Here is a 20866-nt window from a genome sequence, read left to right on the forward strand (position 1 = left end):
TATATAGCTTAATGAATTCCCAAGAAAGGAAGATATTATTTAATTACCTGTTTCTTGGGTAATTAAATAATACAAGAAGAATTATGAAAACATTAACTTTTCGTCAAATAATAACGGTATCTATGATGCTGTTTGCCATATTCTTTGGAGCTGGCAATATGATTTTTCCACCTGCTATGGGACAATTAGCAGGAACAAGCTATCTTGCGGCTTTGGCTGGTTTTATTCTGACCGATGCTGGAATTGCCATATTAGGAGTTACTGCTGTTGTCCTGGTTGGTAATTCTATGAGTGACTTAGGTAAATTGGTAAGCCCTAAATTTGCATTATTTTTGTCTATCTGTGTGTATATGTTAATAGGCCCTTTATTTGCCTTACCAAGAACAGGAAGTGTATCTTTTGAGATAGCGGCATTGCCTTATCTTGGAAATAGTAATCGAATGCTGTTTTCCTTTTTGTTTACGGCGATATTTTTTGGATTGACCTATTATTTAAGTTCTAATCCTAGTAAAATCGTCGATGTCGTTGGAAAATATTTGACGCCTGTATTACTGATCAGTATCTTCGCTATCTTTATCGCAACCTTATTGTATCCGCAATCACAAGAACCCTTAGCTTTTGGAACGATGACACAAGCGAAGGGAGCTTATGTGGATATACCATTTTTTCAAGGTATGATTGAGGGATATAATGCATTAGATGGACCGGCAGGGCTGGCTTTTGCTATCTTAGTAATAACAGCAGTTCGTGGATATGGTGTCAGTGATAAAAAAGCAATTGCGAAATATACCATTTTATGTGGATTAGGTGCTGCGGCTTTTTTAGGTGTCGTTTATTTTATGCTGACCTATGTGGGAGCTGTGACGATTACACCATTTGAAAATGGTGGTAGCTTGCTGCATGCAGTGACTAATCATTTATTTGGCAGTGTTGGAGGTATCATTTTGGGAATTGCTGTTTTATTTGCCTGTCTTACCACTGCCATAGGTTTGACAACTTCCTTTTCTGATTATTTTCAGACATTATTGCCACGTGTTTCTTATAAGAAAATTGCTGCTTTTGTCTGTTTATTCAGTTTTGTGATATCGAATGTCGGTTTGAGTCAGCTTATTAAAATCGCATTACCAATATTATTAATTATTTATCCTGTTACGGTTACGCTGATTTTGTTATCTTTTATGCGCCGCTTTATTAAACATCGTAAAAGTGTTTACATCGTTGGCATGGGAATTACCTTTATTGTTGCATTTTTATATGGCTTAGACACAGCCGGTTTATCTTTAGGCAGTGTGAGTGTTTGGGTAAGAGAATTGCCATTTTATGAGTTGGGCTTAGGTTGGGTACTTCCCGGAGCAATTGGCAGTATTCTTGGTGCTTTGCCTTTCCTAAATAAAACAGCAGCTAGTGCTGCTGCCGTACAGGAATAACGCTTATTCTAATGCATAACCTATATTAAAATCATCATACATCATACAGTTGCTTTTCTTCCTCTATTTATATTTTCCAAAGCAATAAGTAATGACATCTTACTGAATAAAAAAGGATAGTGCCCGACAATACGCATCTGGCGCTATCCTTTTCATAAGCTTTCTTAATGGTAACAGCAAGTGTTTGCGATAATACAAGTTGTGCCACCTGCATCAATATAAGGCAGTGTCTTAGAATTGAAAAATTTTCTTTAACCCTTTGGCAACGCCTTCCTCATAGACAGAAGCGGTAACCATATCCGCGAAGGATTTCACATAGTCACTGGCAGTCCCCATGGCAACGCCCATCCCTGCCATTTCCAGCATCTTAATATCATTTGTACTATCACCAAAGCAGACACATTCCTCCCAAGTGAGGTTCTCCTTTCGCAATACCTGAGAAATGCCAACAAATTTATCATTATTTGCATTGAAGACATCGTAACAGAAATGATCTTCAGCTACTTCAATCAGATCACTGCGCAGCATCGGGTGCTGCTTTAAGAAAGTATCCAATGCACGCTGATTCTTTGTCATAATGACAGAATTATATGCATTATGACGTTTGTGATAACTGCGGTTTTCATCATAGAATAAATAATCCAATACATGATGATCTCTGCAAAAGTCATATAATGGATAAAAGCTGTCGTAAATATACGATGCATCGCCAAAATGAAACATCAAGCCATTCTGTTGTTCCTCGCACCAGTCAACGATATCCTGTGTGGTTTCCCTTGCTAAGGGATTTTCAAATAACAGATTTTGTTGTGCATCCAACACATAACCGCCATTGATCAATACCATATAATCAAAATAGGGGATGCGTTCTAAGATCAGGTGCATCTGATTCAAAGGTCTTCCGGTAGCTGCACATACCAGCACGCCTTGTTCTTTTAACTTGCGCAGTGCATCCAGATTTGCCTGTTGAATAATGTCGTTTTCTGTTTGATACATGGTCCCATCCATGTCAAAAAAAGCGATTTTGTAAGCCATAAATAAACTTCCTCTTTCCTGTATGTAATCATACCGTTGTCATTATACTAAAAGAATGGGCATTTTTCAAAGAAAATAGAAAAAAGGTGTTGACATCCGATTTCAGTTGATTTAAGATAGATAGGCAAGTGGATTTTTAGGGTTCCCCAACAGCGGGAACTAAATTTACACTTCAAAATGACACACCCGGAAATGTGTGTTTGCGAAAGGAGGATATTATGCCAACAATTAACCAATTAATTCGTAAAGGTCGTGAACAGAGCGTGAACGTTTCTAAGTCACCTGCTCTGAATAGAGGATATAACTCATTGAAAAGACGTCCTACTAACCTGAGCGCACCTCAGAAACGTGGTGTATGTACCCGTGTTGGTACCATGACACCTAAGAAACCAAACTCTGCGTTGCGTAAATATGCCCGTGTTCGTCTGAGCAACGGTATGGAAGTTACAGCTTACATCCCAGGAATCGGACATAACTTACAGGAGCATAGTGTTGTAATGATCCGTGGAGGTCGTGTTAAGGACTTACCAGGTGTTCGTTATCACATCATTCGTGGTACTTTGGACTGTGCCGGTGTTGCTAACCGTAACCAGAGCCGTTCTCTGTATGGTGCTAAAAAACCAAAAGAAGCGAAAAAGAAATAGTCAATTGTGAAAGGAGGAAATTTCAATGCCTAGAAAAGGACATGTAGCAAAACGTGATGTATTAGTAGATCCTATCTACAACTCCAAGCTGGTCACTCGTTTGATCAACAAAATCATGATTGATGGTAAAAGAGGGGTTGCTCAGAAGATTCTGTACAACGCGTTTGATATTATTGAAGTAAAAACAAATGAAAAACCAATGGAAGTTTTCGAAAAAGCTTTAGAAAACGTTATGCCATTATTGGAACTGAAAGTTCGTCGTGTAGGTGGTGCAAACTACCAGGTCCCAGTAGAAGTATCTGCTGAAAGACGTTTGACTTTAGGTCTGCGTTGGATCGTTAACTACGCTCGTCTGCGTAGTGAAAAAACTATGGAGCAAAGACTTGCTGCTGAAATCATGGACGCTGCTAACGGAAGCGGTGCATCTGTGAAAAAACGTGAGGATACTCATAAGATGGCAGAAGCGAACAAGGCATTTGCTCACTACCGCTGGTAAGAAAGGAGTTCATTATGCCACGTCAGTATTCATTAGAAAAGACTCGTAACATTGGTATCATGGCTCATATCGATGCTGGTAAAACTACAACAACAGAACGTATCCTGTATTATACAGGTGTTAACCATAAAATCGGTGAAACCCACGATGGTGCTTCAACGATGGACTGGATGGCACAGGAACAGGAACGTGGTATCACCATTACTTCCGCTGCCACAACAGCAGCATGGAAGGGTCACCGTATTAACATCATTGACACTCCGGGCCACGTAGACTTCACAGTTGAAGTTGAACGTTCATTGCGTGTACTTGATGGTGCGGTAACTGTATTGGATGCAAAAGCCGGTGTAGAACCTCAGACGGAAACCGTTTGGCGTCAGGCAACGACTTATGGCGTACCAAGAATCGTATTCTGTAACAAAATGGACGCAACAGGAGCTGACTTCCTGATGTCCTGTAAGACGATCGTTGATCGTTTAGGGGCAAAATCTTGCCCAATCCAGCTGCCAATCGGTGCTGAATCTACATTCTCTGGAATCGTAGATATCATCGAGCGTAAAGCTGAAATTTATACAAACGACTTAGGAACTGACATCAAGATTGAAGAAATTCCTGAAGATCTGAAAGATCTGACAGAAGAATATCGTGCAAAATTGCTGGAATATCTGGCTGATTACGATGAAGAATTCATGATGCAGGTTCTGGAAGGTGAAGAACCAAGCGTTGAAGAAATCAAACGTGTACTGCGTATTGCGGTATGTAAGGGTGACTTCTTCCCAGTATTGTGTGGTTCTGCATATAAGAACAAAGGTGTTCAGATGGTTCTGGATGCAGTTGTTGATTATCTGCCTTCTCCATTAGATATCCCTGCTATCAAGGGTACATTGGAAGATGGTAGTGAAGTAGAGCGTCACGCAAGTGATGATGAACCATTCTCTGCATTAGCATTTAAGATTGCTACGGACCCATTCGTAGGTAAGTTATCTTACTTCCGTGTATACTCCGGTACAGCAAAATCGGGAAGCTATGTATTGAACTCTACCAAAGGTAAGAGAGAGCGTTTCGGACGTATCGTTCAGATGCATGCAAACTCTCGTAAAGAAATCGAAGAAGTTTATGCAGGTGACATCGCTGCTGCCGTTGGTTTGAAAGTAACGACAACAGGTGACTCTCTGTGTGCTGAAAATGATCCAGTCGTTTTGGAAAGTATGGAATTCCCAGAACCAGTTATCGAATTGAGTCTGGAACCTAAAACTAAAGCTGACCAGGATAAGATGGGCTTAGCATTGGCAAAACTTGCTGAAGAAGACCCTACATTCAAAACTTATACAGATCAGGAAACAGGACAGACGATTATCGCCGGTGTTGGTGAACTTCACCTGGATATCATCGTTGACCGTCTGCGTCGTGAATTCAAGGTAGAAGCAAATGTTGGTCAGCCAATGGTTGCTTACCGTGAAACAATTCGCGAAACAGCTGATTGTGAAGGTAAATACATCAAACAGTCCGGTGGTCGTGGACAGTATGGTCACGTATGGATCAAATTTGAGCCTCAGGAAGAAGGCAAAGGATTTGAATTCGTTGACGCTACCGTTGGTGGAAGCGTTCCTCGTGAATACATCAAACCTACTGAAGAAGGTCTGCGTGATGCATTAGAAAACGGTATTATTGCAGGGTATCCTGTAATTGATATCAAAGCAACATTGTTCGATGGTTCTTACCATGATGTCGATTCAAGTGAAATGGCATATAAGATTGCCGCTTCTATGGCACTGAAAGCAGCTGCTAAGAAGTGTAAACCAGTTATTCTGGAACCAATCATGATGGTAGAAGTTACTGCACCAAACGAATACTTAGGTAGCGTTATGGGTGATGTTAGCTCACGTCGTGGGGCAATCGTTGACCAGGAAGAAAGAGGAAATGCGATCATCGTTAAGGCACATATCCCATTGTCTGAAATGTTTGGTTATGTAACGGATCTTCGTTCTTTCACTCAGGGTCGTGGAAATTATTCCATGAAATTCGACCATTACAGCGAAGTTCCTAAGAGCATTGCGGAAAAAATCGTTAAAAACAACAGTTCTGAAAATTAATTGTTGCTTTTATAAAAACTTTGAATTAGAATATACATGAAATCTATAAATTTAGGAGGAAATTAAAATGGCTAAAGAAAAATTTGACCGTTCCAAAACACATGTTAACATCGGAACTATCGGTCACGTTGACCACGGTAAAACTACTTTAACTGCTGCTATTACAAATGTATTGGCATCTAAAGGTATGGCACAGGCTCAGGCTTATGACCAGATTGACGGTGCACCTGAAGAAAAAGAACGTGGTATCACAATCAACACTGCACACGTTGAATATCAGACTGACAAACGTCACTACGCACACGTTGACTGCCCAGGTCACGCTGACTACGTTAAGAACATGATCACTGGTGCTGCACAGATGGATGGTGCTATCCTGGTTGTTGCTGCATCTGATGGTCCTATGCCTCAGACTCGTGAGCACATCTTGCTTGCTCGTCAGGTAGGTGTTCCTTACATCGTTGTATTCTTGAACAAATGCGACATGGTTGACGATGACGAATTGGTTGACCTTGTTGAAATGGAAGTACGTGAACTGCTGAGCGAGTACGGTTTCGACGGTGACAACGCTCCAGTTATCCGTGGTTCTGCATTAAAGGCTCTTGAAGGAGATCCTAAATATGTTGACGCTATCAACGAATTGATGGATGCAGTTGATGAATTCATCCCTGATCCAGTTCGTGATACGGATAAACCATTCTTGATGTCTGTAGAAGACGTTATGACAATCACTGGACGTGGTACAGTTGCTACTGGCCGTGTTGAACGTGGTGTTGTTAAATTGGGTGAAGAAGTTGAAATCGTTGGTATCAAAGACACTCAGAAGACCGTTATCACTGGTCTGGAAATGTTCCGTAAACAGTTAGACTTCGCAGAATCTGGAGATAACATCGGTGCATTGCTGCGTGGTATCAACCGTGATCAGATCCAGCGTGGACAGGTTCTTGCTAAACCAGGAACTGTACACCCTCATACAAAATTCAAAGCTCAGGTTTATGTATTGAGCAAAGACGAAGGTGGACGTCATACTCCATTCGTATCTAACTACCGTCCTCAGTTCTACTTCCGTACAACTGACGTAACAGGTGTTATCACATTGCCAGAAGGAACTGACATGGTTATGCCTGGGGATAACGTAGAAATGACTGTTGAATTGATCGCTCCAATCGCTATCGAAAACAACACAAAATTCTCAATCCGTGAAGGTGGACGTACTGTAGGTTCTGGAAACGTTACTGAAATCATCGAGTAATCAGAATTTATAAACGATAAAGAGTGCTTCGGCACTCTTTTTCTAGTCTATTTCCTTTTGCAACCTAGCTGTAAATTCTTTGCTCAATAGTTATCCCCTCTTGCTTTTTCTCTTTATCTGTTTCATAATAAAGTTAGAAACTAGGTGATATTATGGGAAAGAAAATGGCGGCCCCTATCATCATTGGTATTATTGGCTGCTTTTACATGATCATGTGGATATGTCTTTTATTTTGGGGACAAGCACCACTGCCAATATTGCTGCTCATTGGGATTCCTATGCTGGCACTGTTGTTTTTATGGATTCATGTAGTCATGGAACGCATCCATGAGATAAGGAGCAATGAAGAAGATGATCTTAGTAAATACTGATTACATTACAGGAAAAGAACTCGACATGTTAGGATTGGTAAAAGGAAGTACCATCCAAACCAAAAACATCGGCAAGGACATCTCACAGAGTTTTAAAACTTTGGTTGGCGGTGAATTGAAGGCATACAATGAGATGATGAATGAAGCACGTGCGCTTGCGACAAAGCGTATGGTTGAAGAGGCTGAAAACTTAGGCGCAGATGCTGTAGTGAATGTTCGCTATGCTTCCAGTGCTATTATGGGTGGTGCTGCAGAAGTTATTGCTTATGGCACCGCAGTAAAATTTAAGTAGTAGCAAAAAGGCATTTGTTTTAGGAAAGCTGATAGATGCAGATGGAAAAAGTTCTTGATGCAGTCGCTCACTTACTAACAAATGCTTTTTTCTTTGGTAATGTAGATAATTTTTATTGGGGATATACATGGATTTCTTTACAATAGCGATATAATCTTTGCCAATACACATGAATCGCTTTACAATAGCGGTATTATCTTTGCCAATACACACGAACCTCTTTACAATAGCGATGATATCCCTAAGTGATATAGATAATATTAAAAACATACAATGAAAGATTAAAAAGTTGGAAAGATTAAAAAGTTGTCTCATCTTATAAATTTAGGTAAATATTTCGATGGCATTGCATTTCGCTTAGAATAGAGTATAATAATACTGTCATGACAGGGGCGCCTTTACGGCTGAGATATCCTTATGGATGGTCCCTTATGACCTGATCTAGTTAATGCTAGCGTAGGGAGTCATATCTAAGAAAGAAATACTAGATTGGTTCGCTTACGCCTCATTTGAGGTGTTTTTTATTTGTAGGAAGGAAGGTGCAAGATGAAACGTTATCGTAAATACATAATGCCAGCCATAACCCTTTTCGCAACGCTTGGTATTTGGGAAGCATGTGTGAGAATCTTTGATGTAGATTTATACATATTGCCTGCTCCTAGTAAGATTGTTGAAGCGATGCTTGCGAATGCAGATGTATTATGGATGCATTCCATGGTGACATTGCAGGAAGCTGTTACAGGTCTGATGATTGCGACAGTGGCTGCTATCTTGATTGCCATTGGCATGGATCTGTCAAAGAACTTTAAGCATAGCATTTTCCCTCATTTGGTTGTCACACAGACAGTGCCGGTGATGGTCTTAGGACCGCTGTTTACCATCTGGCTGGGCTTTGGCATGGCACCTAAGGTATTGATGGTCGTGTTTATGTGCTTCTTTCCTATCGTAATTGCCTTTTGTGATGCATTGGCACAAGTGGATGTTAATCAGATCAACCTGTTGAAAAGCTTTGGCGCGAAAAAGTGGCAAGTTTATGCGTATGTCAAGATACCGGCAGCCGCAACAGCCCTTTTCTCTGGGTTAAAGGTGTCAGCGACCTATTGTATCGGCGGGGCTATCGTCGGTGAATGGCTGAGTGCATCCGCAGGTCTTGGTTATTATATGATTCGGGTAAAGAACGGTTATATGTTAGATAAAGTGTTTGCCTGTGTCATCGTTATCATCTTCTGGAGTCTGTTATTACATTTGGCAGTGACGTTGCTTGAGCGAATCGTATTTCCCTATAAACGCTAGAAGGGAGGAAAACAACATGAAAAAGATTGGATTGCTTGCTTTATCTGCGTTGATGGTTACATCTCTTGCGGGCTGTGGATCTGCAAAAGATAACGCAAAAAAAGAGTTAAAAGAAGTTACTTTAGTATTGGACTATGTACCAAACACAAATCACACCGGCTTTTATGTAGCACAGGAAAAGGGTTATTTTAAAGAGGAAGGTCTAAAGGTCAACATCATAGAACCTGGAGATGATTCTACGAGTGCAGTATTGGTTGCCGCTAATAAAGGTGAATTTGGTGTCAGCTATCAGGAAGATGTCACCTATGCCAGAACGGCTGAGGAAGTGTTGCCAATCAAAGCCATTGCGACCATTATCCAGCATAATACCAGTGGGTTTGTTTCTTTAAAGAAAGAAAATATCAAATCGCCAAAGGATTTTGAAGGAAAGGTGTATGCCGGCTGGCAGGCACCAAGTGAGGAAGCGGTTATTAAAGCGGTCATGAACAAAGCAAATGCAGACTTCAAAAAGCTTACCATGGTAGGAGCTGATGGCAGCGGATTTGCGGCATTAGGTAAAAAAGTGGATATTCAATGGGAATTTGAAGGCTGGGCAGTTATCAAGGGCCGCATGGATGGCTATGATGTCAACTACATGCCATTAAAGGACTTAGATAAGCGTTTGGATTATTACACACCGGTCATTATCACAAATGAAAAGATGTTGAAGGAAGATCCAGAAACGGTACAGAAATTTATGAACGCAGTGAAAAAAGGATATGAATATGCCATTGATCATCCTGAAGAATCTGCCGAAATCATGAAGAAGATCTTACCGGATACCGATGTAGCATTCTTAAAAGAAAGCCAGAAGTATTTAAGTGCGGAATATCGTAAGGATGCAAAAACATGGGGTGTCATGAAAGATGAAGTGTGGGATAATTACACCGATTTTATGTATGAGTATAAACTGATTGATAAAAAGATCAAAGCTAGTGAACAATATACAAATGAATTTGTAAAATAAGGAGAGCTTATGAAACTGCGTGTGGAGGATATGGCAATTGCCTTTGAAAATAAAAAAATACTGGAACATGTCAGCTTACAGGTGGCAGAAGGTGAATTTGTGGCATTGATAGGACCTAGCGGCTGTGGGAAATCAACTCTGTTAAATATTTTGGCTGGAGTTTTACAAGCTGCAGAAGGCTGTTTCTATGTAGATGATGAAAAAGTAGAAGGCATATCCTCCCACTTTGCTTATATGCCACAAAGCGATTTACTGCTCCCTTGGCATACGATCTTAGAAAATGTGACCTTGTATGGTCGCTTGCACCATGCCAAAAAGCAAGCGCAGCAACAAGCGTTAAAAGAATTTGCGACTTTTGGTTTGGCTGGTTATGAGCATGCCTATCCCAAAGCATTATCCGGTGGTATGCGACAGCGAGCAGCCTTCTTGCGAACAGCGCTTTGCAGTGCAGATATCCTATTGTTAGATGAACCTTTTGGCGCCTTGGATGTCATTACGCGCAATGATATGCAGGATTGGCTGTTAGCGATGCGAAAAGAATTGCAGAAGACGACCTTACTAGTAACACATGATATTGATGAGGCTTTATATCTGGCAGATCGTATCTTGATCTTAGGCGGTTCACCGGCATCTATCGTCAAGGAAATCAATTTACATGAAGTAGTCAAAAGTCGGGACTGGCTGTTTACACAAGGCGAACAGCGAAAAGAAATTTATTCATTATTAAGGGGGGAGTCGCATGCATGATGCACATCTGCATATCAGCGATATAGCGTTCTTTAAGGAAATGCAAAAACATCAGATAGAGGGTATAGCAAATGCGGCATCGCCACAGGAATATCACTTTCTAAAAGAACTGCAAGCACAATATCCAAAGCTTAGAATTAGTGCCGGGATTCATCCATGGCAGGCGGACGCGATAACTTGGGAAGCGATGTTAGCGATTCTGCAAGAAGCAGAGATCCTTGGAGAAATCGGTTTAGATTCCGTATGGTGTAAAACACCGATGGAAAAGCAGAGGGAAGTTTTTGAAAAACAACTGCAGTTGGGACAGCAATTACATAAGCCCATCTTGTTACATCTAAAAGGCATGGAAAAAGAAGCATTATCATTGCTGCGAAAATATCCGAATACGTATCTTGTGCATTGGTATTCCTGCGATGATTATTTGGAAGACTATATGGCATTGGATTGCTGGTTTACCATTGGACCATCGGTTGGTGATGATCCTGCCGTTACCAAAGTAGCCCGTAAGATTTCTTTACAACGTATGCTAATAGAAAGTGATGGCATTGATGCGATACGCTGGTGTGAGCAGAAGGAGGTAGCGCTTGCTGCCTATCGTACGTATCTTACACGCAGCATAACGCGGATTGCGGCGCTTCGTCAGATAGCAGAAGCATCTTTAGCTGCACAGTTGATGGATAATTATCACCATTTCTTAAATAAATGCGAATCATCTGTATAAAGAATAAAGAAGTGTTTCACTTACGATGTGTGCCATCGACATAAACAGAAAGCTTTGGATAAGGCATTGCATAGAAAGCCTTCGTGCACATAAAAACACGATTTCATCTTACAGGAATATATAGAATCTTCTTTTCAAGAGGCACAGCGGCTTCTAGAGGAGGAGATTTTTTTGTTTTTTTACCGATTTTGACCATGAATTATCGTAAAATAGCCGTCTTTTATGGATGAAAATTCATGTAAACGCTATCATTTTATATCTCGCAACCATGTGAAGTAAGATGATAAAAAACCTTGAAAAAAAGTTAAAAAATACGGTAAATAAGGCTTGTATTCACTATTCAACTGTGTTAGAATATTCTCACGACCGCAATGACATGCGAGGTTGCTGACCCACTGAGAAACGTTGTCATGGACGGCGAGGTCAGGGAATTCGCATCGAGCGAGTCTATAGTCGATATAGACGAAAGGAGACATATTCATGGCAAAAAATAGCGTAAGAATTCGCTTAAAGGCCTACGAACACAGAATCTTGGATGCTTCTGCAGAAAAGATCGTTCAGGCAGCACAAGCTCACGGTGCAAAAAAGATTGTTGGACCAGTACCTCTTCCAACTGAAAAGCAGGTTGTAACAGTCCTGCGTGCGGTACACAAATACAAAGATTCTCGCGAACAATTCGAGATCAGAACGCACAAACGTTTAATTGAGATCGTCGGACCTACAGCAGAAACAATCGACTCATTGAGCCGTCTGGAACTGCCAAGTGGTGTTGACATCGAAATTAAGCTGTAATGGAGGTGACATCATGAAAGGTATACTTGGACGTAAACTTGGAATGACACAGGTATTTACGGAAGAAGGAACACTGATTCCGGTTACTGTTGTTGAAGCTACACCAAACGTAGTATTACAGAAAAAGACAGTGGAAAACGATGGATACGAAGCTGTACAGTTAGGATTTGAAGATGTAAAAGAAACACGCAGCACAAAGCCTAGCAAGGGACATGCGGCAAAAGCTAACACGGCTCCTAAGCGTTTCGCTCAGGAAATCCGCGATTGCGAATTAGATGTAAATCTTGGTGACGAGGTTAAAGTTGATATCTTCGCTGCTGGTGAAACGGTTGATGTAATCGGAACTAGCAAGGGTAAAGGATATAACGGTACGATCGTTCGTAACAACGCGAAGATCGGTCCTAAGAGCCATGGTTCAGGACACCACAGACACATTGGTTCTTTGGCTACCAACGGTATTACATCTCGCCAGGGTAAGATTCTGAAAGGAACAATCATGGCTGGTCAGGAAGGTGGTTACAGAACAACAAACCAGAACCTGACAATTGTTAAAGTTGATGTTGAAAACAACTACTTATTAATTAAAGGTAACGTGCCTGGACCTAAACGTGGATTAGTAATGGTACGCACTGCTAAATGTTCTAAGGGCGATAAAGCTCCTGTGACTTTGGTAGATTACACGAAAGAGGAGGAATAAAAGATGCCTAAGATGGTCGTATTAAGCCAAGCTGGTAAAGAGCTTCACGAAATTACTCTTGCCGATACAGTATTTGGCATCGAGCCAAATCAGCAATGTATCTTTGATGCCATTGTGATGCAGCGTGCAAGCATGCGTCAGGGAACACACGACACCAAAAACCGTACAGAAGTTCGCGGTGGCGGTCGTAAGCCTTGGCGTCAGAAGGGAACAGGACGTGCGCGTCAGGGTTCCATCCGTGCTACACAGTGGAGAGGTGGCGGAACGGTATTCGGCCCTACACCAAGAAGCTATGCATACAAGCTGAACAAAAAAGTTCGCCGTCTGGCACTGAAATCAGTATTATCTGAAAAAGTGGCAGAAAACGCTATGAGCGTGGTTGATAAGTTTGAATTGGAAGCACCTAAGACAAAAGCTTTCAATGAAATCATCGCAAACCTGAACGCTCCAAGAAAAACATTGTTTGTAGTATCTGAAGGTGAAGATTTTGAAAATGCATTCCTGAGCATGCGCAACATCCCTAGCATGATGATGCTGACTGCTGATGGATTGAATGTTTACGATATCGTAAATGCTAACAAAATCGTCTTTACAGAAGCTGCTGTGAAAGATGTTGAGGAGGCACTTGCATAATGGATAACTATAAAGACATTATTATCCGTCCAATCATCACAGAAAAAACGATGAGATACATGGACGAAGACAACAAGGTAACCTTCGAGGTTAGAAAAGGCGCTAACAAGACACTGGTAAAACAAGCTGTTGAAAGCATCTTCGGTGTTGATGTAGTTGCTGTTAATGTTGTTAACGTAAAGCCTAAAACAAAAAGAATGGGTAAATACGTTGGTAAAACAAAAGCTGTCCGCAAAGCCTATGTAAAAATTGCAGAAGGTCAGGACATCAACTTGTTTGGCGAAGAAGAAGCTAAATAAGCTCAGGAAGAAGAACGCTATTTCCTGAATAAATATTGCGTAAGGAGGAAATTGACACATGCCAATTAAGAAGTATAAGCCGACCACTCCAGGTCGCCGTGGTATGACCAGCTTATCTCGTGAAGAGATTACAGCAAACAAACCAGAAAAATCATTACTTGCCCCTTTAAATAGTAAAGGTGGACGTAATAACAACGGACGTATTACAACACGTCATCAGGGTGGCGGACACAAACGTGCTTACCGTATCATCGACTTTAAACGTAATAAAGACGGTATCCCTGCTCGTGTTGCAACAATTGAATACGATCCAAATCGTTCCGCTAACATCGCTCTGTTAAACTATGCAGATGGTGAAAAGCGTTACATCATTGCTCCTAAAGGATTAACTGTTGGAATGACAGTTGTTTCTGGAGAAGGTGCCGACATCAAAGTTGGTAACACATTGGAACTGAAAGATATCCCAGAAGGAACTTTCATCCACAACATCGAATTAAAACCTGGTAAAGGTGGTCAGCTGGCTCGTTCCGCTGGTGCATCTGCACAGATCTTAGGTATCGAAGAAAAGTATGCTACTGTTCGTTTGGTATCTGGAGAAGTTCGTAAAATTTTGTCTAACTGCCGCGCAACCATCGGTTCTGTCGGAAACGAAGACCACAGTCTGGTTAACTACGGTAAAGCCGGACGTAACCGTTGGAGAGGTATCCGCCCAACAGTTCGTGGTTCTGTAATGAACCCTAACGATCACCCTCATGGTGGTGGTGAAGGACGTACTCCAGTAGGACGTAAATCACCAATGACTCCTTGGGGCAAGAAAGCTATGGGTGTGAAAACACGTAAAGCAAAACAAGCGTCAACGAAATTAATCGTTCGTCGTCGTAATGGCAAATAGGCAAAGGAGGAAATGAAAAATGAGTCGTAGTTTGAAAAAAGGCCCATTCTGTGATGACCATCTGATGAAGAAGGTAGAAGCACTGAATGCTGCCGGTAAAAAACAAGTTATTAAAACCTGGTCACGTCGTTCAACGATTTTCCCTCAGTTTGTGGAACATACATTTGCCGTTTACAACGGAAAAGAACATCTGCCTGTTTATGTTACAGAAGATATGGTAGGACACAAGCTTGGTGAATTCGTGCCAACCCGCAAATATGCTGGACACGGCGCTGATGACAAGAAAGCTAAGAGATAAGGAGGAAACGTAGAATGGAAGTTAAAGCATGCGCAAAGACATTACGTATCCCACCTAGAAAAGCTCGCCTTGTAATCGATCTGATTCGTGGGAAAGACGTTGAAGAAGCTGCCGCAATCTTAAAGTTTACACCAAACGTAGCTGCGGAAGCTGTAGGAAAAGTGTTAAAGTCAGCGGTAGCAAATGCCGTTAACAACAACGATATGAATGAAGAAAAATTATACGTGAAAGCATGTTATGCAAACGAAGGTGTAGCTTTGAAACGCTTCATGCCACGTGCAAAAGGATCTGCAAGTGCGATCCACAAACGCACCAGCCACATCACTGTTGTGGTTGACGAGCGTGATTAAGGAGGTAGCTCATGGGACAGAAAGTTAGTCCGATCGGAATGCGTGTCGGTGTTATCCGTGACTGGGAATCCAGATGGTATGCTGACAAAGATTATGCCGATCTTTTACTGGAAGATGTTAAAATTCGTGAATTCTTATTCGCTGAACTGAAGGCAGCTTCCGTATCAAGAATTGAAATTGAACGTTCTAAAAACCGTGTTGAGATTATGATCCGTACAGCTCGTCCTGGTGTGATCATCGGAACAAACGGTGAAAACATTGAAAACTTGAAGAAGAAACTGGAAAAATTAACTGGTGGAAAGAACATCTATGTAAAAGTTCTGGAAATCGCTAATCCAGATTTGGATGCTCGTTTGGTTGCTAGAAGCATTGCTGACCAGTTGGAACAGCGTGCAAGCTTCCGTACAGCTCAGAAAAAAGCTATCCAGAGAACAATGCGTGCTGGTGCCAAAGGTATCAAGACTGCTGTATCTGGACGTTTAGGCGGAGCTGATATGGCGCGTACTGAAGGTTATAGCGAAGGTGTTGTACCTCTGCATACATTGCGTGCTGACATCGACTATGCTTGGGAAGAAGCTTCTACTCAGTATGGCCGTTTAGGTGTTAAAGTATGGATCTGCCGTGGTGAAGTATTGCCAGGACAGATGGTTCAGGAACCAGAAGCTCCTAAGAACAATATGAACGATCGTCGTCGTAACCGTCGCAACAACCGTGGCGGAAATCGTAACGACAACCGTAACCGCAACAACAGCCAGAGAAACAACGCTGCTGGAAATGCTCCTAAGAAAGCGGAAGGAGGAAACTAAATTATGTTGATGCCTAAGAGAACAAAATATAGAAGACCTCACCGTTTAAGCTACGAAGGACGTGCGAAAGCCGGTCGTGAAGTATCTTTTGGTGAATATGGTCTGATGGCTGACACTGGTGCTTATGTAAGTAACCGCCAGATCGAGGCTGCCCGTATTGCCATGACACGTTATATGAAACGTGGTGGTAAAGTTTGGATTCGTATCTTCCCTCACTTGGCAAGAACGAAAAAACCTCTTGAAGTACGTATGGGTTCTGGTAAAGGTGCACCTGAAGGATGGGTAGCAGTTGTAAAACCAGGACGTATGATGTTTGAAATTGCTGGTGTTCCAGAAGAAGTTGCACGTGAAGCATTCCGTCTGGCTTCTCACAAACTGCCAGTGAAGACGAAATTTGTTAGAAAAGGAGAAGAGAAATAATGACAGCGAAAGAGATCAGAGAGTTAAGTAACACTGAAATTGCACAACAGATCGAAACGCTTAAAGATGAACTTTTTAATCTTCGTTTCCAACAAGCAACCGGACAGTTGACGAACACTGCACGCTTAAAAACCGTGAAGAAAGACATTGCCCGTATGAAAACCGTATTGACTGAGCGCGAGCTTAGCAATCAGGATTAAGGAGGATCACTAAGTTATGGAAAGATCTAACCGTAAAGTATATCGTGGAACAGTTGTTTCCGATAAGATGGATAAAACGATTACTGTAGTCGTTGAAACAAAGAAAACACATCCATTATATGGAAAACGTGTAAAATATTCTAAGAAGTTTAAAGCTCATGACGAAAACAATGAAGCGAAAATCGGAGATAAGGTAGTTATTATGGAAACTCGTCCATTGTCTGCTACAAAACGTTTCCGTTTGGTTGAAATCGTCGAAAAAGCTGTACAGCTGTAGGCGCTAGGAGGTAGACATTCATGATCCAGAATGAAAGTAGATTACGCGTCGCTGACAACACAGGTGCCAAAGAAGTATTGGTTATCCGCTGTTTAGGTGGAAGCGTTCGTAAGTTTTCAAACATCGGGGATATCGTTGTCTGTGCTGTTAAGCAGGCTGCTCCTGGTGGAACTGTAAAAAAAGGTGACGTAGTCAAAGGTGTAATCGTACGTACAAAACGTGGCGTTCGCCGTGACAACGGAACATACATCAAATTTGATGACAACGCTGTTGTCCTGATCAAAGACGATAACACACCTCGTGGAACTCGTATTTTCGGGCCAGTAGCAAGAGAACTGCGTGACAAAGACTTTATGAAAATTGTGTCTTTGGCACCAGAAGTGCTGTAAGGAGGTGTCTTTGTGAAAATCAAAAAAGGTGATAAGGTTCAGGTTATTACAGGTGCTTACAAGGGCACTGTTGCAGAAGTAACCAAAGTTTTCCCTAAGGAAAACAAAGTTATCGTTGAAGGTGTAAATGTTGTAAAAAAACACTTGAAACCATCTCAGGCTAATCCAGATGGCGGCATTATTGAAAAAGAAATGCCAATCCATGTTAGCAATGTTATGGCTTACGATAGCAAGGCTAAGAAAGCCAGCCGTGTTGGATTTGAAATCAAAGAAGACAAAAAAGGCAATCAAACAAAGGTTCGCGTCTATAAAAAAACCGGCGCTGAAATTAAGTAGGGGAGGTTAAAGGATGAACCGCCTAAATCAGAAATATACAGATGTAGTTGTGCCTAACTTAATGAAAAAGTTTAACTACAAGTCAGTTATGGAAGTTCCTTATGTAGATAAGATCGTTATCAACATGGGTATCGGTGAAGCAATCGCGAATCCAAAGGTATTGGACGAAGCCGTAGCTGAATTGGCACAGATCACTGGACAGGCTCCAGTTATCACAAGAGCAAAGAAATCTATCGCAAACTTCAAATTGCGTGAAGGTATGCCTATCGGATGTAAGGTAACTTTACGTAAAGAGAAGATGTATGATTTCATGGATAAGCTGATGAACATCTCATTGCCACGCGTGCGTGACTTCCGTGGTGTTTCTACAACATCTTTCGATGGCCGTGGAAACTACACACTGGGTGTTAAAGAACAGCTGATCTTCCCAGAAATCAACTACGATAAGGTTAACAAAGTACGTGGTATGGATATCGTTATCGTTACTACTGCAAAAACAAACGAAGAAGCAAAGGCGCTGCTTGAAGAATTAGGCATGCCTTTCAAGAAATAGGAGGACTTACAGTATGGCAAAAAAAGCAATGGTTAATAAATCAAAACGTCCTCAGAAGTTCCAGGTGCGTGAGTACACACGTTGTGAACGTTGTGGCCGTCCTCACTCAGTTTTACGTAAATACAAACTCTGCCGTATTTGCTTCCGCGAGCTGGCTTACAAGGGTCAGATTCCGGGTGTAAAAAAGGCGAGCTGGTAATCAGATAGGAGGAATACAGTCATGATGATAATGACAGATCCGATTGCAGATATGCTGACTAGAATTCGTAATGGAGTTCAGGCTCGTCACGAAGTTGTAGAAGTACCTGCAAATAAAGAAAAGATCGAAATCGCAAAGATTTTAAAAGAAGAAGGTTTTATTACAGATTACAACGTTGAAGGTGACGTTAAGAAAACCATCAATGTTACACTGAAATATGGACCTAACAACGAAAAAGTAATCAATGGAATACGGAGAGTTTCTAAACCTGGTTTACGTGCTTACGCAAAAGTGGACGAAGTTCCTCGCGTATTGAACGGTCTGGGTATTGCAATCATCTCTACATCTCATGGTTTAATGACAGATAAAGAAGCTAGAGCTAAACACGTTGGTGGCGAAGTTATCGCCTACGTGTGGTAATCTAGACGGAGGTAAAGAAGAATGTCACGTATCGGTAATAAAGCGATTACCATTCCTGCTGGCGTTGAAGTAAACATCGCTGCTGGGAATGAGGTGACTGTTAAAGGACCTAAGGGAACTTTAACTCGTCAGTTTAACCCGGAATTGGGTATTAAAATTGAAGAAAACGTTTTGAGCGTAACACGTCCAAACGAACAGAAACACACAAAACAGCTGCATGGTACTACACGTGCTCTGCTGGCTAACATGGTTGAAGGTGTTACTAACGGATATTCCAAAGAACTGGAATTGGTTGGTATCGGTTTCCGTGCTGCCGTAAGCGGTAAGAAACTGACACTGAATGTTGGTTACTCCCACCCAATTGAATTTGCTATCGAAGAAGGATTGAGCGTAGAATGTACTTCTGCGACAGCTATTAAAGTGTCCGGAATTGATAAACAGCGTGTCGGTGAATTCGCTGCAAATGTTCGTGCTGTAAGAAAACCAGAACCTTACAAAGGCAAAGGTATTCGCTACAAAGGTGAATATGTTCGTCGTAAGGAAGGTAAAACAGCAGGTAAGAAATAGTGGGAAAGGAGAAATTGAACAATGCTTAAGAAAGTATCTAGAAATGATGAGCGTTTACGCCGTCACTTGCGTGTTCGTACCAAAATCAGCGGTACTCCTGAATGTCCCCGCCTGAACGTTTTCCGTTCAAACAGCCACATTCACGCGCAGATCATTGATGATGTTAACGGTACTACATTAGTAGCCGCTAGCAGTGTTGAAATGAAACTGGAAAACGGTGGTAACGTTGAAGCTGCCAAAACCGTTGGCGCTGAGGTTGCGAAACGCGCACTTGAAAAGAATATCACAAATGTTGTATTTGACCGTGGTGGATATGTTTACACCGGTCGAGTTAAAGCTTTGGCTGAAGCGGCTAGAGAAGCCGGCTTGAAATTTTAGGAGGTTATGCGAATGGAACGTAAACCAAGAAGAAATCGCGACGTTGAAAAAGAATTTGAAGAACGCGTCGTTACCATCAACCGTGTAACTAAAGTAGTAAAGGGTGGACGCCGCTTCCGTTTTGCTGCATTGGTTGTCATCGGTGACAAAAAAGGCCGTGTCGGCTTTGGTACAGGAAAAGCAAACGAAGTTCCTGATGCTATTAAAAAGGCTGTTGAAGACGCTAAGAAAAACGTATTCAACGTACCTATCGTAGGAACTACCATTCCTCACGAAATCACTGGACGTTACGGAGCTGGAGAAATCTTCCTGCGCCCTGCTACAGAAGGTACCGGAGTTATCGCTGGTGGTCCTGTACGTGCCGTATTGGAACTGGCTGGTATCAACGATATCCTGTCTAAATGTCTGGGAAGCCGTACGCCAATCAACATGGTTCGTGCTACGATTGCAGCATTAAAAGATCTGAAAACGATTGAAGATGTTGCTCGTCTCCGTGGTAAAAAACCAGAAGAAATTCGCGGTTAACAGGAGGAATTAGAACATGAAATTACATGAAATGACATATACAGAAGGTGCCAGAAAAGCAAGCTACCGTGTAGGACGCGGTCATGCTTCTGGTAACGGTAAAACTGCTGGTAAAGGACATAAAGGTCAGAAAGCAAGATCTGGCGGAGGCGTTCGCTTAGGTTTTGAAGGTGGACAGACACCATTAGCAAGACGTTTGCCTAAACGTGGTTTTACAAACTTTACTCGTAAAGAGTATGCAATCGTAAATGTAGCATCTTTAAATCGTTTTGAAGATGGTACGGAAGTAACTCCAGAACTGTTGATTGAATGCGGTCTGGTAAGAAAAGAATTAGATGGAATCAAGATCTTAGGCGAAGGTGAATTAGAAAAGAAACTGACAGTGAAAGCTAACAAGTTCTCTAAATCAGCTTTAACGATAATCGAGCAAGCAGGCGGAAAAGCAGAGGTTATCTAGT

General features: G+C 41.7%; 32 protein-coding genes and 1 riboswitch. Of the genes, 31 read left to right on the forward strand and 1 reads right to left on the reverse strand.

Annotation, left to right across the window (positions count from 1 at the left end):
- The first annotated feature begins 83 nt into the window (after window positions 1–83).
- A complete protein-coding gene (gene brnQ / locus ACESSZ_RS12785) occupies window positions 84–1427 on the forward strand; it encodes a branched-chain amino acid transport system II carrier protein (RefSeq protein ID WP_270373396.1) in 1344 nt (447 codons plus the stop codon).
- 231 nt (window positions 1428–1658) lie between these two features.
- On the opposite strand, the gene ACESSZ_RS12790 is transcribed toward brnQ, so the two are convergent.
- The gene (locus tag ACESSZ_RS12790; RefSeq protein WP_008690127.1) at window positions 1659–2462 is read right to left on the reverse strand and encodes an HAD family hydrolase; all 804 of its coding nucleotides are present in this window, start codon (window positions 2460–2462) and stop codon (window positions 1659–1661) included.
- 218 nt (window positions 2463–2680) lie between these two features.
- Here ACESSZ_RS12790 and rpsL point away from each other — a divergent pair, with 218 nt between their 5' ends.
- From rpsL to rplO, 30 genes are all read left to right on the forward strand, one after another.
- Entirely contained in the window at window positions 2681–3106 is a 426-nt protein-coding gene (gene rpsL, locus ACESSZ_RS12795; RefSeq protein WP_008690126.1) for a 30S ribosomal protein S12, read from the forward strand.
- A gap of 25 nt (window positions 3107–3131) precedes the next feature.
- Window positions 3132–3602, forward strand: a complete 471-nt coding sequence (gene rpsG, locus ACESSZ_RS12800) for a 30S ribosomal protein S7 (RefSeq protein ID WP_008690125.1) — start codon at window positions 3132–3134, stop codon at window positions 3600–3602.
- 14 nt (window positions 3603–3616) lie between these two features.
- On the forward strand, window positions 3617–5695 hold the full coding sequence (gene fusA / locus ACESSZ_RS12805; protein ID WP_008690124.1) for an elongation factor G: 2079 nt from the start codon (window positions 3617–3619) through the stop codon (window positions 5693–5695).
- Between the two features lie 67 nt (window positions 5696–5762).
- A complete protein-coding gene (gene tuf, locus ACESSZ_RS12810) occupies window positions 5763–6947 on the forward strand; it encodes an elongation factor Tu (RefSeq protein ID WP_008690123.1) in 1185 nt (394 codons plus the stop codon).
- A 152-nt stretch (window positions 6948–7099) separates the two neighbouring features.
- Window positions 7100–7318: a hypothetical protein gene (locus tag ACESSZ_RS12815; RefSeq protein ID WP_008690122.1), complete on the forward strand. Its 219-nt coding sequence runs from the start codon at window positions 7100–7102 to the stop codon at window positions 7316–7318.
- The gene (locus tag ACESSZ_RS12820; protein WP_008690121.1) at window positions 7299–7610 is read left to right on the forward strand and encodes a YbjQ family protein; all 312 of its coding nucleotides are present in this window, start codon (window positions 7299–7301) and stop codon (window positions 7608–7610) included. The genes ACESSZ_RS12815 and ACESSZ_RS12820 overlap by 20 nt, the downstream gene beginning before the upstream one ends.
- 378 nt (window positions 7611–7988) lie before the next feature.
- Window positions 7989–8090, forward strand: a riboswitch (TPP riboswitch).
- Window positions 8091–8156: 66 nt separating this feature from the next.
- Window positions 8157–8903 carry an ABC transporter permease gene (locus tag ACESSZ_RS12825; RefSeq protein ID WP_008979801.1) on the forward strand — a complete coding sequence of 249 codons (747 nt, stop codon included), beginning with the start codon at window positions 8157–8159 and terminating at the stop codon, window positions 8901–8903.
- Between the two features lie 16 nt (window positions 8904–8919).
- Window positions 8920–9909 carry an ABC transporter substrate-binding protein gene (locus tag ACESSZ_RS12830; protein ID WP_331866846.1) on the forward strand — a complete coding sequence of 330 codons (990 nt, stop codon included), beginning with the start codon at window positions 8920–8922 and terminating at the stop codon, window positions 9907–9909.
- A 9-nt stretch (window positions 9910–9918) separates the two neighbouring features.
- The gene (locus tag ACESSZ_RS12835) at window positions 9919–10656 is read left to right on the forward strand and encodes an ABC transporter ATP-binding protein (protein WP_270373393.1); all 738 of its coding nucleotides are present in this window, start codon (window positions 9919–9921) and stop codon (window positions 10654–10656) included.
- Entirely contained in the window at window positions 10649–11377 is a 729-nt protein-coding gene (locus ACESSZ_RS12840; RefSeq protein WP_331866845.1) for a TatD family hydrolase, read from the forward strand. Before ACESSZ_RS12835 ends, ACESSZ_RS12840 begins: the two co-directional genes overlap by 8 nt.
- Before the next feature lie 480 nt (window positions 11378–11857).
- The gene (gene rpsJ, locus ACESSZ_RS12845; RefSeq protein ID WP_008690111.1) at window positions 11858–12169 is read left to right on the forward strand and encodes a 30S ribosomal protein S10; all 312 of its coding nucleotides are present in this window, start codon (window positions 11858–11860) and stop codon (window positions 12167–12169) included.
- A 13-nt stretch (window positions 12170–12182) separates the two neighbouring features.
- Entirely contained in the window at window positions 12183–12866 is a 684-nt protein-coding gene (gene rplC, locus ACESSZ_RS12850; RefSeq protein ID WP_008690110.1) for a 50S ribosomal protein L3, read from the forward strand.
- A gap of 3 nt (window positions 12867–12869) precedes the next feature.
- The gene (gene rplD / locus ACESSZ_RS12855) at window positions 12870–13499 is read left to right on the forward strand and encodes a 50S ribosomal protein L4 (protein ID WP_008979806.1); all 630 of its coding nucleotides are present in this window, start codon (window positions 12870–12872) and stop codon (window positions 13497–13499) included.
- Window positions 13499–13798 carry a 50S ribosomal protein L23 gene (rplW, locus tag ACESSZ_RS12860; RefSeq protein WP_008690108.1) on the forward strand — a complete coding sequence of 100 codons (300 nt, stop codon included), beginning with the start codon at window positions 13499–13501 and terminating at the stop codon, window positions 13796–13798. Before rplD ends, rplW begins: the two co-directional genes overlap by 1 nt.
- A gap of 58 nt (window positions 13799–13856) precedes the next feature.
- Window positions 13857–14690 (forward strand): 50S ribosomal protein L2, encoded by an 834-nt coding sequence (gene rplB / locus ACESSZ_RS12865; RefSeq protein ID WP_008690107.1) that lies wholly within the window; start codon window positions 13857–13859, stop codon window positions 14688–14690.
- A 19-nt stretch (window positions 14691–14709) separates the two neighbouring features.
- A complete protein-coding gene (gene rpsS / locus ACESSZ_RS12870; protein ID WP_008690106.1) occupies window positions 14710–14988 on the forward strand; it encodes a 30S ribosomal protein S19 in 279 nt (92 codons plus the stop codon).
- A gap of 14 nt (window positions 14989–15002) precedes the next feature.
- Window positions 15003–15338, forward strand: a complete 336-nt coding sequence (gene rplV / locus ACESSZ_RS12875; protein WP_331866844.1) for a 50S ribosomal protein L22 — start codon at window positions 15003–15005, stop codon at window positions 15336–15338.
- 11 nt (window positions 15339–15349) lie between these two features.
- Entirely contained in the window at window positions 15350–16144 is a 795-nt protein-coding gene (rpsC, locus tag ACESSZ_RS12880) for a 30S ribosomal protein S3 (RefSeq protein WP_008690103.1), read from the forward strand.
- Window positions 16145–16147: 3 nt separating this feature from the next.
- On the forward strand, window positions 16148–16564 hold the full coding sequence (gene rplP / locus ACESSZ_RS12885; RefSeq protein WP_008690101.1) for a 50S ribosomal protein L16: 417 nt from the start codon (window positions 16148–16150) through the stop codon (window positions 16562–16564).
- A complete protein-coding gene (gene rpmC / locus ACESSZ_RS12890; protein ID WP_008690099.1) occupies window positions 16564–16764 on the forward strand; it encodes a 50S ribosomal protein L29 in 201 nt (66 codons plus the stop codon). Before rplP ends, rpmC begins: the two co-directional genes overlap by 1 nt.
- A gap of 16 nt (window positions 16765–16780) precedes the next feature.
- Window positions 16781–17041 (forward strand): 30S ribosomal protein S17, encoded by a 261-nt coding sequence (gene rpsQ / locus ACESSZ_RS12895; RefSeq protein WP_008690096.1) that lies wholly within the window; start codon window positions 16781–16783, stop codon window positions 17039–17041.
- A gap of 20 nt (window positions 17042–17061) precedes the next feature.
- Complete coding sequence (gene rplN, locus ACESSZ_RS12900; RefSeq protein WP_002607426.1) at window positions 17062–17430, forward strand: 50S ribosomal protein L14; 369 nt, start codon at window positions 17062–17064, stop codon at window positions 17428–17430.
- 12 nt (window positions 17431–17442) lie between these two features.
- Window positions 17443–17766: a 50S ribosomal protein L24 gene (gene rplX / locus ACESSZ_RS12905; RefSeq protein ID WP_008690091.1), complete on the forward strand. Its 324-nt coding sequence runs from the start codon at window positions 17443–17445 to the stop codon at window positions 17764–17766.
- A 13-nt stretch (window positions 17767–17779) separates the two neighbouring features.
- Complete coding sequence (rplE, locus tag ACESSZ_RS12910) at window positions 17780–18319, forward strand: 50S ribosomal protein L5 (protein ID WP_008690089.1); 540 nt, start codon at window positions 17780–17782, stop codon at window positions 18317–18319.
- A gap of 13 nt (window positions 18320–18332) precedes the next feature.
- Window positions 18333–18518, forward strand: coding sequence for a type Z 30S ribosomal protein S14 (locus tag ACESSZ_RS12915; RefSeq protein ID WP_008690087.1), 186 nt, complete (start codon window positions 18333–18335; stop codon window positions 18516–18518).
- A gap of 24 nt (window positions 18519–18542) precedes the next feature.
- Complete coding sequence (rpsH, locus tag ACESSZ_RS12920) at window positions 18543–18938, forward strand: 30S ribosomal protein S8 (protein WP_026006681.1); 396 nt, start codon at window positions 18543–18545, stop codon at window positions 18936–18938.
- 21 nt (window positions 18939–18959) lie between these two features.
- Window positions 18960–19505 (forward strand): 50S ribosomal protein L6, encoded by a 546-nt coding sequence (rplF, locus tag ACESSZ_RS12925; protein ID WP_008690084.1) that lies wholly within the window; start codon window positions 18960–18962, stop codon window positions 19503–19505.
- 21 nt (window positions 19506–19526) lie between these two features.
- Window positions 19527–19883, forward strand: a complete 357-nt coding sequence (gene rplR, locus ACESSZ_RS12930; protein WP_008690082.1) for a 50S ribosomal protein L18 — start codon at window positions 19527–19529, stop codon at window positions 19881–19883.
- Window positions 19884–19895: 12 nt separating this feature from the next.
- Window positions 19896–20408, forward strand: a complete 513-nt coding sequence (gene rpsE, locus ACESSZ_RS12935; RefSeq protein WP_008690080.1) for a 30S ribosomal protein S5 — start codon at window positions 19896–19898, stop codon at window positions 20406–20408.
- Between the two features lie 16 nt (window positions 20409–20424).
- On the forward strand, window positions 20425–20865 hold the full coding sequence (rplO, locus tag ACESSZ_RS12940) for a 50S ribosomal protein L15 (protein ID WP_008690078.1): 441 nt from the start codon (window positions 20425–20427) through the stop codon (window positions 20863–20865).
- The last annotated feature ends 1 nt before the right edge of the window (window position 20866 follow it).

This window comes from Eubacterium sp. 3_1_31 (genome assembly GCF_964249515.1).
GTDB lineage: Bacteria > Bacillota_I > Bacilli_A > Erysipelotrichales > Erysipelotrichaceae > Longicatena > Longicatena caecimuris.

What these genes read in the sequence shown, in the direction of transcription:
- brnQ (WP_270373396.1), top strand. Translation starts at nt 84, where the DNA reads ATGAAAACATTAACTTTTCGTCAAATAATAACGGTATCTATGATGCTG.
- ACESSZ_RS12790 (WP_008690127.1), bottom strand. Translation starts at nt 2,462, where the DNA reads ATGGCTTACAAAATCGCTTTTTTTGACATGGATGGGACCATGTATCAA.
- rpsL (WP_008690126.1), top strand. Translation starts at nt 2,681, where the DNA reads ATGCCAACAATTAACCAATTAATTCGTAAAGGTCGTGAACAGAGCGTG.
- rpsG (WP_008690125.1), top strand. Translation starts at nt 3,132, where the DNA reads ATGCCTAGAAAAGGACATGTAGCAAAACGTGATGTATTAGTAGATCCT.
- fusA (WP_008690124.1), top strand. Translation starts at nt 3,617, where the DNA reads ATGCCACGTCAGTATTCATTAGAAAAGACTCGTAACATTGGTATCATG.
- tuf (WP_008690123.1), top strand. Translation starts at nt 5,763, where the DNA reads ATGGCTAAAGAAAAATTTGACCGTTCCAAAACACATGTTAACATCGGA.
- ACESSZ_RS12815 (WP_008690122.1), top strand. Translation starts at nt 7,100, where the DNA reads ATGGGAAAGAAAATGGCGGCCCCTATCATCATTGGTATTATTGGCTGC.
- ACESSZ_RS12820 (WP_008690121.1), top strand. Translation starts at nt 7,299, where the DNA reads ATGATCTTAGTAAATACTGATTACATTACAGGAAAAGAACTCGACATG.
- ACESSZ_RS12825 (WP_008979801.1), top strand. Translation starts at nt 8,157, where the DNA reads ATGAAACGTTATCGTAAATACATAATGCCAGCCATAACCCTTTTCGCA.
- ACESSZ_RS12830 (WP_331866846.1), top strand. Translation starts at nt 8,920, where the DNA reads ATGAAAAAGATTGGATTGCTTGCTTTATCTGCGTTGATGGTTACATCT.
- ACESSZ_RS12835 (WP_270373393.1), top strand. Translation starts at nt 9,919, where the DNA reads ATGAAACTGCGTGTGGAGGATATGGCAATTGCCTTTGAAAATAAAAAA.
- ACESSZ_RS12840 (WP_331866845.1), top strand. Translation starts at nt 10,649, where the DNA reads ATGCATGATGCACATCTGCATATCAGCGATATAGCGTTCTTTAAGGAA.
- rpsJ (WP_008690111.1), top strand. Translation starts at nt 11,858, where the DNA reads ATGGCAAAAAATAGCGTAAGAATTCGCTTAAAGGCCTACGAACACAGA.
- rplC (WP_008690110.1), top strand. Translation starts at nt 12,183, where the DNA reads ATGAAAGGTATACTTGGACGTAAACTTGGAATGACACAGGTATTTACG.
- rplD (WP_008979806.1), top strand. Translation starts at nt 12,870, where the DNA reads ATGCCTAAGATGGTCGTATTAAGCCAAGCTGGTAAAGAGCTTCACGAA.
- rplW (WP_008690108.1), top strand. Translation starts at nt 13,499, where the DNA reads ATGGATAACTATAAAGACATTATTATCCGTCCAATCATCACAGAAAAA.
- rplB (WP_008690107.1), top strand. Translation starts at nt 13,857, where the DNA reads ATGCCAATTAAGAAGTATAAGCCGACCACTCCAGGTCGCCGTGGTATG.
- rpsS (WP_008690106.1), top strand. Translation starts at nt 14,710, where the DNA reads ATGAGTCGTAGTTTGAAAAAAGGCCCATTCTGTGATGACCATCTGATG.
- rplV (WP_331866844.1), top strand. Translation starts at nt 15,003, where the DNA reads ATGGAAGTTAAAGCATGCGCAAAGACATTACGTATCCCACCTAGAAAA.
- rpsC (WP_008690103.1), top strand. Translation starts at nt 15,350, where the DNA reads ATGGGACAGAAAGTTAGTCCGATCGGAATGCGTGTCGGTGTTATCCGT.
- rplP (WP_008690101.1), top strand. Translation starts at nt 16,148, where the DNA reads ATGTTGATGCCTAAGAGAACAAAATATAGAAGACCTCACCGTTTAAGC.
- rpmC (WP_008690099.1), top strand. Translation starts at nt 16,564, where the DNA reads ATGACAGCGAAAGAGATCAGAGAGTTAAGTAACACTGAAATTGCACAA.
- rpsQ (WP_008690096.1), top strand. Translation starts at nt 16,781, where the DNA reads ATGGAAAGATCTAACCGTAAAGTATATCGTGGAACAGTTGTTTCCGAT.
- rplN (WP_002607426.1), top strand. Translation starts at nt 17,062, where the DNA reads ATGATCCAGAATGAAAGTAGATTACGCGTCGCTGACAACACAGGTGCC.
- rplE (WP_008690089.1), top strand. Translation starts at nt 17,780, where the DNA reads ATGAACCGCCTAAATCAGAAATATACAGATGTAGTTGTGCCTAACTTA.
- ACESSZ_RS12915 (WP_008690087.1), top strand. Translation starts at nt 18,333, where the DNA reads ATGGCAAAAAAAGCAATGGTTAATAAATCAAAACGTCCTCAGAAGTTC.
- rpsH (WP_026006681.1), top strand. Translation starts at nt 18,543, where the DNA reads ATGATAATGACAGATCCGATTGCAGATATGCTGACTAGAATTCGTAAT.
- rplF (WP_008690084.1), top strand. Translation starts at nt 18,960, where the DNA reads ATGTCACGTATCGGTAATAAAGCGATTACCATTCCTGCTGGCGTTGAA.
- rplR (WP_008690082.1), top strand. Translation starts at nt 19,527, where the DNA reads ATGCTTAAGAAAGTATCTAGAAATGATGAGCGTTTACGCCGTCACTTG.
- rpsE (WP_008690080.1), top strand. Translation starts at nt 19,896, where the DNA reads ATGGAACGTAAACCAAGAAGAAATCGCGACGTTGAAAAAGAATTTGAA.
- rplO (WP_008690078.1), top strand. Translation starts at nt 20,425, where the DNA reads ATGAAATTACATGAAATGACATATACAGAAGGTGCCAGAAAAGCAAGC.